The sequence below is a fragment of the Mycobacteriales bacterium genome (genome assembly GCA_035533475.1).
Taxonomy (GTDB): Bacteria; Actinomycetota; Actinomycetes; order DATLTS01; family DATLTS01; genus DATLTS01.
Window position 1 is genome coordinate 323,767 of sequence record DATLTS010000041.1, and the last position, 10,692, is coordinate 334,458.

The following is a 10,692-nucleotide window of genomic DNA, read 5'->3' on the forward strand; positions in this document are numbered from 1 at the left end:
GTGCGGGTGCAACCGCCGGGAGAGCCGGTGGCCGAGGTCAGCTCGCGCGACCCGTGCCCATGCGGGTCCGGACGCCGATACAAGGCGTGTCACGGACGGGCTGCCGCCCGAGCCCGGGAGCATCACGTCGCGCGGCCCTTTGCGGGGCGCGTCGACGAGTGCGAGTGGATCGCTCTGCGCGAAATCGTTCCGGCGGCCACCGCACCCCTGCGGCTGAGCCCGGCGGTCGACCGCGTGGTGACACTCGCCACCGTGTTGCCGATGGCCTGGTCGGCCATGGTCCGGGCGGACGGCTCCATCTTCGTCGGTCTTCAGGTACCCACCAGATCGGGCGACGTGAGCCGCGACATCGCGGCGGCTCTGCTTACGGCCCTCGAGCTGCCCCCCGGGTCGCCGGTGCCCGCCGTCGGGCTGCCAGGTCCGGGCCCGCGTCTCCAGGAGCTGCTCGACCCGGCGCCGCTCGAGGTGACCGTGCACGACGGATTCGGCTTCTGGGTGGAGGGTGCGACTCCGGACGCGGAGGCAGCGGCCGGCTTGGAGAAGGCCAACGCGACGGTAGTCCCCACCCGACGGCTGAACAGCGTTCGGGCCGCCTACTGGTGCCGGATCCGCGAGCGGAAGCATCTGCGCTGGGTCCTTCCGGATGAGGAGGAGGCGGTGCTGGACGGGCTGGCCCGGCTTGCCGTCCGCGGCGATCTCGGCCTCGGCGCGGGCAGCCGGTACATCGGGTCGTTTCGGGCGCACGGCCTGGTCGTGCCGGTGTGGGACCTCGCGCCGGACAGCGAACCGGAGGACGTGGAGGAACCGGCCACCGCGTTCCGATCGCGGCTCAGCGAGGAATTGGCCGAGCCGCGTCTCCTCACCGGCGAGGAGCGCCGGGCGCGGGCCGGCTTGGTGAGCCGCCAGCTCACCTTGCGCTGACGGTCCAGGAGACTCAGTCCGGGGCCGGATCACGGGTCAACGGGCAGGACATGCAACGCGGGCCGCCCCGACCACTCCCGAGCTCGCTGCCGGCGATCGGGATGATCTCGATTCCGGCCGCCGCGAGACGGGCGTTGGTCTCCGTGTTGCGCTCGTAGGCAATGGCGATCCGGGGTGCGATCGCGAGGGTGTTGTTCCCGTCGTCCCACTGCTCACGCTCGGCGGTCACCGGGTCGAGCCCGGTGCCGATTACCCGCAGGGCGGGGATGCCCATCGCGGCCGCGGCGGCGGCAAGGAACGGCTGGGGCCGGCCGACGTCGAGCCGGCCCTCCGCGCCGGCCGTGACGACATAAGCGAGGAGGGTGTCAGCGACCGCTGGATACATGACGACTGCGTCGACATCCACCATCGTGCATACCGTGTCGAGGTGCATCGTGGCCCGTTCCTGGGCGATCGGCACGACCAGCACCGTGTGGGCCAGGCCGTCGGCGAACAAAGTGCTGGCCAGCCGCTCGACGCCGGCCGGGGTGGTCCGCTGGCCCACGCCGACCGCCACGATCCCGGCCGCCAGCACGAGGACGTCCCCGCCTTCGAGCCACGCGCCGCCGGGACGGTAAACCATCCGAGCACCACCAAAGCGAGGGTGGTGACGGTAGACCGCCTCGGCGAGCAACGACTCGCGGCGCCGAGCTGGCATCGACGGGCTGGTGACGGCGACCGCGTCACCGATCCAGGTCGAGGAGTCGCGCGTGAAGAGCAGGTTCGGCAGCGGCGGCACGACGAAATCCCCCCGCTCCATCAGCTGGTGGACCAGACCAGAGCCGCCGGGAAGCTCGTCGTGGGCTACTCCCGCGATCAGAGCGTCGGCGAGGTCGGCGGGCGCCAGGTCGGCGAGGTACCCCCCGACCATGCCGGCGAGCGCCGGCCCCAGTCGGGCGTCCGCGCTCACCCCGGAGATCACCTCGGCGCGGGCCTCATGATCGGCGAACACGTCGACGAGCAGCTGCTGCAGGTACAGCACCTCCACGCCGTGCGCCCGCAGGACGGCGGCGAAACCGTCATGCTCGGCCTGCGCGCGCTCCACCCACGGGATTCCGTCGAAGAGGAGGTCGGCGCTGTTCCGCGGGGTGAGCCGGTTCAGCTCGCGGCCCGGCCGGTGCAGGAGGACCGAGCGCAGCCGCCCCACCTCGCTGTCGACCCGGGCGGCTGGCACGCAGCGACCCTAGCGAGCCGGGCCCCGGGGCGGCGCCGCGTTCATCCGGACACCGATCGGGGACAATGGGAGGGTGCTTCCCCCGCCCACCGTTCCCGCGCTGCACCGCGTTCCCTCGACGGCGGCGGCCGATCTGAAGCGATCCCCCCGGAGCGGCGGGCGGTGGCTCCCGATCTTGCTGGGCATCGGCGCCGGCCTGCTCGTCGCCGCCTGGATCGTGTACATCCATCTGACCGCGACACCCTCGCAGCGGCTAGTGGACCTCGCGGTCTACCGGGACGGAGGCCGTTCGGTCCTGCTGGGCCGCGCGATCTACAGCCATGTCACCCCGCCCCCGCAACTCCTGCCGTTCACCTACCCGCCGTTCGCCGCCCTGCTCGCGGTACCGCTGGCATGGCTGCCGATGGGGCTGGATGGCTACCTGTGGACCGCCGGGGAGCTCGCCTGCACCGCGGTGATCAGCTGGTTCGCGTTTCGTCGACTGCTGCCCAGGTTCGGACGCTGGGCGCCGGTCGCACTGGGGGTCCTGGCCGGCGCAATGCAGTGGATGCTCCCGTTCGGTGACGAGATCAAGTTCGGCCAGGTCGACGAGCTGCTCGTCGTCCTGGTCCTGCTCGACTGCCTGACCGCCCGACCGCGCTGGCCGCGGGGACTGCTGATCGGGCTCGCGACCGCGATCAAGCTGACGCCGGGGGTCTTCATCGTCTACCTGTGGCTTACCGGGCGCCGCCGGGCCGCCGGGGTAGCCGCCGCGACGACGGTGGGCGTCACGCTGCTCACCGCGGCCATCCTGCCGCGAGACTCGGCGGCTTTTTGGCTGCACGCGGTCCTGCAACCGGAGCGGACCGGGCTCAACTCAGGCGAGGCCAACCAGTCGTTGCGGGGCATCCTGCTGCGTTTGTCGTGGCCGCATGGGCCGACCGTGGTGGTCTGGCTGCTGGCGGTTGCTGTGGTCGCGCTGCTCGGCTTTCGGCGGGCGGTCCGGGCCTCGAGGGCGGGTGACGAGTTGGCCGGGGTGGCCCTGGTCGGGCTGCTCGCCGTCCTTTTGTCCCCGGTTGCGTGGATCCATCACCTAGCCTGGCTGCCCCTCGTTATAGGGATAATCGCCGCCGACGGCAGGGACCGCCGGCGGATCATGGCCGCCTTCGCCGTCTGGCTGTGTTTTTTCGCAAAGCTGCCCTGGTGGGGGGCGCACATGCTGGCCCGGCACGGCGGCCCCGCGGTGGAGATCTTTCTGCTGCGCAACGCCTACGGGTTGATCGCGCTCGGGCTCGTGTTGTTCCTGCCGTGGCGGCGCCGAGACCCGCTTGCTCCGCCGTACCCTCTCTCCAACGTCCCTCGCGCCGAATCGCTTTCCACGGCAGACTGAGGGCGTCCTCGCGTTCGGTCGGGGGGCGCGAGCTGGGCGGGAGGCCGTGGTGCCGGAGTTGGTGCTGCCGCTTGCCGCGTTGCGTCGCGTCGAGCTTCCGGTCAGTGCGGTGGATCGGACTCCAAGCCGGTCCAACGCGACGGCCAGCAGCCCGCTTTCCCGGTGGGGATCAACGGTGGCCGCGGCGCGGGACGCTTGTCTCGTGCTCGACGCCGGTGGTCGCGTCGTCAGTGTGTCCCCGGCGTGTGCTGAGTTGTTCGGTCAGTCGGTCGACGCCCTGATCGGCCGCGACCTGCTGGACGCGGTCGCGCTCGTCGATTTCGAGACCGGCGAAGCGGCACCGGAGTACGCGGCGCGGATCCCGCCGCTGCTCGTGCTGACGGTGGTCACCCTGGGTCGGAGCCTGCTTCGACTCGAGCGTCCGGCCGGTCGGGTCACCCTGGACATCATCTCCGCGCCGCTGCGGGGCAACGACGGTCAGGTGGTCGGCTCGATCTCGTTTCTCGCCGAGATCAGTCCGGGCTGAGACCGGTAGCGCGGATCGGTCGGCCGACCTGTTCGGCGGCGGCGATCGCGGCGGCGAGCACGCCGCGGACCGGGCGGCCGAGCGCCGACGCGGCCGCCGCCACATCGTCGAATTCCGGTGTGGCGCCCACTATCCGGCCGTCGAGGTAGGCGAGCTTGACCCGGACCGGGCGGCCGTCGACATCGACGCTGACCTCGGCCCGGTCCAGGGCCCGCTTCGTCACCGGATACTCGCGCAGGCCGATGGTTGTCGTCTCGGTGAAAAGGACGTGCCGGACCGCCGCGGCGTCGGCCGGCGTGACGAGGGCATGCACAGTGTGTGCCGGGCGGCCCTTCTTCATGACGATCGGGGTGAGCCACGCGTCGGCGGCTCCCGCCGCCAGCAGCCGATCGAGCACCCCGGGCCACAGCCGAGGGTCGACATCGTCGACGTTGGCTTCGACGACGAGCATTTCGGTCAGCGAGCCCCCGGCTGTCCCGTCAGCGGCGAGCTCGCCGACCACGAGGCCCAGGACGTTCGCCTGGCCATGCACCTCACGCGAGCCGGCGCCCAGCCCGTGCGCTCGCACGACCATCGCCGGTGCCGAGCCCCAACGCTGGACCGTCGCGGCGAGGATCGCCGCCCCGGTCGGGGTTGCCAACTCGACGTCCGGGCCACCGAGCAGGACCGGTGCCCCGACGGCGGCGAACAGGGCGAGCACCGCTGGCGTGGGGACCGGGAGCAGCCCGTGGCTCGTCGCCACCGTCCCGGACCCGGTGGCGACCGGGGTCGCGCCGAATCCGTCGAGGCCGAGTTCGCAGATACCGGCGGCCGCACCGACGATGTCAGCAAGTGCGTCCAGGGCGCCGATTTCATGGAAGTGCACGTCTTCCAGCGAGCTGCCATGGGCGGCGGCCTCGGCCCGGGCCAGCCGACCGAAGATGTCTAGGGCGATCTCACGTACCGGCTGGTGTAGGCCGCCGGCATCGACGAGGATCCGCCGGATAGTCGCCAAGGTGCGCGGCTCCTGGCTCTCGGGGGCGGCGACCTGCACCCGGGTGGCGGCGAGCGCTCCCCGTGTCACCGATTCGGCCGACAGTCGCACCGGTCCCACCGCGAGCGCGTCGATCGCCTGCTGCAGCACCGGCAGCGCTACCCCCGCATCGACCAATGCGCCGAGGAGCATGTCGCCGCTCACCCCGGAGGCGCAGTTCCACCAGCCGATCCGGGTCACCGGTCCGCCTTCGATCGGTCGGCCCGCCGGGCGACCCGGGCCGCGAAGACACCTGCGCCGAAACCGTTGTCGATGTTGCAGACGACGACACCGGGGGCGCAGGAGTTGAGCATCGCGAGCAGCGCGGCCAGACCGCCGAACGCGCTTCCGTAGCCAACCGAGGTTGGCACGGCTACCATTGGCGTGCCGACCAGGCCACCGACGACGCTGGGCAGGGCGCCCTCCATACCGGCGACGACGACGAGGCAGTCGGCGCCCTCGAGCGCCTCACGCGCCGCGATCAAGCGATGCAGCCCGGCGACACCGACGTCGCTGACCCTGGTGACATCGGCCCCGAAGACCCGCGCCGTCAGCGATGCCTCTGCCGCCACCGGGCCGTCGCTCGTCCCGGCCGCGACGACGCACACGCGGCCCCGAGCCGGTGGGAGCGGCCCGACGACGGCACACCGCGCCTCGACGTCGACCAGGGCATCGGGAAACGCGGCCCGGACCGCGTCCGCTCCGGGAGGGTCGAGCCGGGTCACGAGAGCGGGCCGGTCCCCGGGCTGTGCCCCCAGGGCCCGGACCAGCGTCACCGTCTGTTCGGCGGTCTTCCCCGCGGCGTAGATGACCTCTGGGTCACCGGTCCGCAGCCCGCGGTGGGTGTCGAGCCGGGCGAACCCGAGATCGGCGAATCCGGCCAGTGGCCCGGCGGCGAGCAGACCGACCGCATCGTCCACCGCGGTTTCGCCGGCGGCGACCGCTCCGAGCAGGGCGCGCACCTCGTCCCGGTCCATGCCGCCGACCCTATGCGCGCCCGATGCGGTGACGGGCGGCACCGGTCGGCGGGGTGGGTGGGCGCCCATTAGGCTGCGTCTGTTCCCTCTTCCCGGATCTCCGGACATGGTGCGCAGTGCTCTCGATCGACCCGAACACGCTCGACGTCCTCGCTATCGCGGGTCCGGCCGTCGGTGCCGCCGGCCTGCTCGCCGCCGCGGTGGTCGCCCTGCGGTTGCGCAGGCTGCGCCGGGACTTCGTCGTCCTCGAGTCTCCCGACGGCGGCAGGGACACCGTGGTAGCCGCCGTACAGCGCCAGGTGGACGAGGTCGGCCGGCTCCGCCGGGACGTGGCGGGGGCTCGCACCGACCTTGATGCGGCTCGGGCCGAACTGACCGACGCGATCCGACACGTGGCGGTAGTGCGGTATGACGCGTTTCAGGACATGGGCGGCCGGATGTCGTTCTCGGCGGCGCTGCTCGACGACGCCGGCGACGGTCTGGTGCTCACCGCAATCAATGGCCGGACCGAGACCCGTGCCTACGCGAAGGGGATCAAGGCCGGGCGCAGCGAGCAGTCGCTCTCACCCGAGGAGGAGCAGGTGATCGCGTTCGCCATCCGGGGCGACGCCGCCTCCGCGCCCCGCCGGACCTCCCACCGGCGCGACGCGCCGGCCCGGACCTAGCGCCCGCCGGCCGATGCCCGGGGTGCCACCGGCCCGCTACGCCTATCTCGGCCCGGAGGGGACCTTCAGCGAGGCGGCGTTGCGCAGCCTGCCGGCCGCCGCCCGAAGCGAGCTCGTCGCCGCTGCGTCGGTGCCGGCAGCGCTCGACGCTGTCCGGAGCGGCGAGGTGACCGCGGCCCTGGTGCCCTTCGAGAACTCTGTCGAGGGGTCGGTCGCCTCCACCCTCGACGAGTTGGCCACCGGGCCGCTGCTGCACATCGCCAGGGAGGTGCTGCTCCCGGTCAGCTTCTCGCTCCTCGCGCGCCCCGGCTCCCCGCTGCCTGAGCTCCGCACCGTGACCACGATCCCGCACGCCGAAGCGCAGGTGCGGGGCTGGCTCCGCGAGCATCTGCCGGCGGCCCGCTTCATCCCGGCAGCCAGTACCGCCGACGGCGCCCGGGCAGTCGCCGCCGGAGAGGCCGACGCCGCGGTCGCTGGTCCGCTGGCCGCCGAGCGGTACCGGCTCGAGGTTCTCGCCGAGGCGATCCAGGACACAGCCGGAGCGGTCACCAGGTTCGTCCTCGTCGCCCTGCCCGGTACCCCACCGGAGCCGACCGGCGCGGACCGGACGACGCTCGTCGCGTTCGAGGCGGACGACCACCCGGGGGCTCTCCTCGAGATCCTCACCGAGTTCGCGTTCCGCGGGGTCAACCTCACCCGGCTCGAGTCCCGGCCGACCGGCGCCGGGCTGGGCCGTTACTGCTTCTCGATCGACTGCGAAGGCCATGTCGCGGACGAGCGCGTCGGCGAGGCGCTGTCGGCGTTGCGCCGGCTGTGCGCGGATGTCCGCTTCCTCGGCTCCTATCCGCGAGCCGACGCGATCGCCCCGACCGTGCGTCGCGGGGTCGCGGACGGGGACTTCCGGGATGCGCAGGCGTGGCTTCGCCGGCTCCGCGAGGGGGCTGCTCCGGACTAGCCCGGGCGGGTCCGGGTCAGCGCGCCGGTAGGCTCGACCGGGTGATCGATATCAAGGCCCTGCGGGACGATCCGGAGCGCTTCCGGGTCAGTCAGCGGGTCCGAGGCGAAGATCCGCAGCTCGTCGACGCGCTGCTCGCTGCCGACGAGGCGTGGCGGGCTGCAACCACCCGGTACGAGGGGGTCCGGGCGGAGCAGAAGGCGCTTGGGCGACAGGTCGCGGCCGCGCCCGCCGAGCTGAAGGCCACACTGCTGGAGAAGGCCAAGTCACTGGCCGACGAGGTCAAGTCCGCGGAGGCCGCGGTGAGCGCGGACCAGGCCGAGCTGCGAGCGGCCAGCTACCGAGTGTCCAACCTGGTCGAGGGCGCTCCCGCCGGGGGGGAAGACGATTTCGTCGTCCTCGACACGGTCGGCGCGGTGCCGGCGTACGACTTCGCGGTCCGTGACCACGTCGAGCTCGGCGAGCTCCTCGGCGCGATCGACATCGCCCGCGGCGCCAAGGTCTCGGGGGCGCGCTTCTACTTCCTCACCGGTGTCGGCGCGCTCCTCGAACTCGCCCTGGTGAACCTCGCGATCGCGCAGGCCGTGGCCGCTGGCTTCACGCCGGTCATTCCGCCAGCCTTGGTCAAGCCGGAGGCCATGGAGGGCACCGGGTTCCTCGGTGCGCACGCCGCGGAGGTGTACCGGCTGGCTGACGACGACCTCTACCTGGTCGGGACGTCCGAGGTCCCCCTCGCCGCATTCCACATGGACGAGATCCTCGACGCCGACCGACTGCCGATGCGCTACGTCGGGTTCTCGCCGTGCTTTCGCCGTGAGGCCGGCTCCTACGGTCGAGATACCCAGGGGATCATCCGCGTGCACTGGTTCGACAAGGTCGAGATGTTCTCGTTCTGCGACCCCGCGGACGCCGAGGTGGAACACCAGCGGCTGTTGGGCTGGGAGCGGGAGTTCCTGGGCAAGCTTGAGCTGCCCTACCGAGTCGTCGACATCGCCGCCGGTGACCTGGGATCGAGCGCGGTGCGTAAATTCGACTGCGAGGCGTGGGTCCCCAGCCAGGGTCGGTACCGGGAGCTGACCAGCACGTCGAACTGCACCTCCTTCCAGGCCCGCCGGCTCGGCGTCCGGACCCGCGCCGGGGACGCCACCATCCCGGTGGCCACCTTGAACGGCACGCTGGTAGCCGTGGCTCGGGCGATCGTCGCGCTGCTCGAAGTGCACCAGCGCGCCGACGGCTCGGTACGGGTACCGGCGGCCCTCGCGCCGTACCTTGGCCGTGAGGTGCTCGAGCCGGTCCGGTGAACCACCCGCCGCAGGTCGTCGCGACCGACCTGGACGGGACGCTCTACCGGTCGGACAGCACGGTTTCCCCGCGCAGCCGTGCTGCGCTGCGGCTGGCCGCCGACGCGGGGGCGATCGTGGTAATCGTGACCGGCCGCCCGCCCCGCTGGGTCGTCCCGGTGGCGGCGGACACCGGGAGCCGCGGCCTCGCGGTGTGCGCCAATGGCGCCTACGTCGTCGATCTGGCGACCGGCCACGTGGTCGAGGAGCATCTGCTGGCTCCAGCCGCGGCTCGGGCGTGCGTCGCGGCGCTGCGTGCGGCGATTCCGGAGCTGACGTTCGCCGTCGAGCGGGGCCACGACTTCTCCTACGAGCCTGCCTACCGGCCACGCTGGCCGGTTCCGCCGGGCAGCGAGGTCGGCGTGGTGGACGGGTTGCTCCGCACCCCGGTGGGCAAGCTGCTCGCCCGCCACGAGCGGATGTCGGCGGACGAGCTGCTGGCCCGGGCCAGCAGCATCGTCGGGAGCGCGGTAACGGTCACCCATTCCAGCCGGGACGGCCTGCTCGAGGTCAGCGCAGCCGGAGTGAGCAAAGCTACGACGCTCGCCGCGGTCTGCGCCGAGCGCGGGCTCGGGTCAAGCGACGTGGTCGCGTTCGGTGACATGCCGAACGACCTGCCGATGCTGGGCTGGGCCGGCTGGTCGGTCGCCGTCGCGAACGCCCATCCTGAGGTCCTCGGCGCGGTCGACGAGGTGACCGCCTCCAACGACGGGGACGGGGTGGCGCTCGTGCTCGAGCGGATGTACCGGCCCGGCTAGGCCGCCGCCGCGCCGAGTGGGCGGATTGCCCCGGCCGAAACACCCACTCGGAGCGTGGAAGATCAGCACAATCGCCCACTCGCGGCGGCGGCGGGGCCGGCCGGGCGGGTCGTGGCGGGGGGCTCAGGACGCGGTGCCGCCGAATCGACGAATCCGGCCGAGCTCCTGGACTGGCGGGGTCGGGGTCGGGGTCGCCGCGACCACGCGGTTGCGTCCGGCCCGCTTGGCGGCGTAGAGCGCGGAGTCGGCCTGCTCGACCAGATCCACGACCGTCGCGGTGTTCTCCGGCACGGCCGCGGCGCCGATCGAGATGGTGATCCGCTGGCTGCGCAGCCGCCCGGCGATCGTGGTGCGCAGTCGCTCGGCCAGCGCGCTCGCCGCCGTGAGCCCCGTGTCCCGGGCGAGGACGACGAATTCCTCACCGCCGTAGCGGTAGGCGGTGTCGCTCGGCCGCAGCGATTCGGTGAGTAGCTCAGCCACCGAGGTCAGCAGGGCGTCGCCCGCGGGATGGCCGAACGCGTCGTTGTAGGTCTTGAAGCGATCGATGTCGATGATCAGCAACGCCAGGCTGCGGTGGCCCCGGCTGGCCAGGGCTCCCTCGCTGAGCAGGTCCTCGTCGAGCCGGCGCCGGTTCGCCAGACCGGTGAGCGCGTCGCTGCGACTCTGCTCCTCGATCTTGGCGTAGAGGCGGGCGGCGGCGAGCGTGGTCGCGGCATGCACGGCCAGGGTCTCCAGCGCGTCGCGGATCCCGGCGTGGAGGACCCCGCGTCCCAGCTGGATCTCGACCACGCCATGCGCCCGGCCGGCGCTCACTAGCGCGGATTTCCACGCAACTGGTTCGGGGCAACGGGTCAGGTGATTTCGTAGCGCAGGGTGCGGTTTCCCCACCAGGGGACGGTGGTGTTGTTGGGCAGGTCGGCTTGGCGGAGTACGGGTGCGTAGGCGCGTCGGTCGAG

Annotated in this window: 11 protein-coding genes; 7 read left to right on the forward strand and 4 right to left on the reverse strand. The window is 72.4% G+C overall.

Translation table 11 applies throughout. The features are described 5' to 3' along the window. A complete protein-coding gene (locus VNG13_10250) occupies positions 1-921 on the forward strand; it encodes a DUF5926 family protein (GenBank protein HVA60897.1) in 921 nt (306 codons plus the stop codon). Positions 922-934: 13 nt separating this feature from the next. Here the strand turns inward: VNG13_10250 and VNG13_10255 are convergent, their stop codons facing one another. After that, on the reverse strand, positions 935-2,134 hold the full coding sequence (locus VNG13_10255; protein HVA60898.1) for an arginine deiminase: 1,200 nt from the start codon (positions 2,132-2,134) through the stop codon (positions 935-937). A 73-nt stretch (positions 2,135-2,207) separates the two neighbouring features. On the opposite strand from VNG13_10255, the gene VNG13_10260 reads away from it, so the two are divergent. Both VNG13_10260 and VNG13_10265 read left to right on the forward strand, forming a co-directional pair. Further along, complete coding sequence (locus tag VNG13_10260) at positions 2,208-3,503, forward strand: glycosyltransferase 87 family protein (GenBank protein HVA60899.1); 1,296 nt, start codon at positions 2,208-2,210, stop codon at positions 3,501-3,503. Positions 3,504-3,552: 49 nt separating this feature from the next. Next, positions 3,553-4,029 (forward strand): PAS domain-containing protein, encoded by a 477-nt coding sequence (locus VNG13_10265; protein ID HVA60900.1) that lies wholly within the window; start codon positions 3,553-3,555, stop codon positions 4,027-4,029. Here the strand turns inward: VNG13_10265 and larC are convergent. Both larC and larB read right to left on the reverse strand, forming a co-directional pair. After that, positions 4,016-5,242 (reverse strand): nickel pincer cofactor biosynthesis protein LarC, encoded by a 1,227-nt coding sequence (larC, locus tag VNG13_10270; GenBank protein HVA60901.1) that lies wholly within the window; start codon positions 5,240-5,242, stop codon positions 4,016-4,018. The genes VNG13_10265 and larC overlap by 14 nt on opposite strands. Further along, positions 5,239-6,018 carry a nickel pincer cofactor biosynthesis protein LarB gene (gene larB / locus VNG13_10275; GenBank protein HVA60902.1) on the reverse strand — a complete coding sequence of 260 codons (780 nt, stop codon included), beginning with the start codon at positions 6,016-6,018 and terminating at the stop codon, positions 5,239-5,241. Before larB ends, larC begins: the two co-directional genes overlap by 4 nt. Positions 6,019-6,134: 116 nt before the next feature. Here larB and VNG13_10280 point away from each other — a divergent pair, with 116 nt between their 5' ends. Genes VNG13_10280 through VNG13_10295 form a run of 4 tightly spaced genes read left to right on the forward strand, consistent with a single transcriptional unit; the run spans position 6,135 to position 9,736 of the window. Next, on the forward strand, positions 6,135-6,683 hold the full coding sequence (locus VNG13_10280; GenBank protein ID HVA60903.1) for a DUF4446 family protein: 549 nt from the start codon (positions 6,135-6,137) through the stop codon (positions 6,681-6,683). Between the two features lie 13 nt (positions 6,684-6,696). Continuing rightward, positions 6,697-7,638, forward strand: a complete 942-nt coding sequence (gene pheA, locus VNG13_10285) for a prephenate dehydratase (protein ID HVA60904.1) — start codon at positions 6,697-6,699, stop codon at positions 7,636-7,638. A 41-nt stretch (positions 7,639-7,679) separates the two neighbouring features. Beyond that, on the forward strand, positions 7,680-8,939 hold the full coding sequence (gene serS, locus VNG13_10290) for a serine--tRNA ligase (protein HVA60905.1): 1,260 nt from the start codon (positions 7,680-7,682) through the stop codon (positions 8,937-8,939). Further along, positions 8,936-9,736: an HAD hydrolase family protein gene (locus VNG13_10295; protein HVA60906.1), complete on the forward strand. Its 801-nt coding sequence runs from the start codon at positions 8,936-8,938 to the stop codon at positions 9,734-9,736. Before serS ends, VNG13_10295 begins: the two co-directional genes overlap by 4 nt. Positions 9,737-9,859: 123 nt before the next feature. Here VNG13_10295 and VNG13_10300 read toward each other — a convergent pair whose 3' ends face one another. Then, on the reverse strand, positions 9,860-10,549 hold the full coding sequence (locus VNG13_10300) for a GGDEF domain-containing protein (protein ID HVA60907.1): 690 nt from the start codon (positions 10,547-10,549) through the stop codon (positions 9,860-9,862). Between the last annotated feature and the right edge of the window lie 143 nt (positions 10,550-10,692).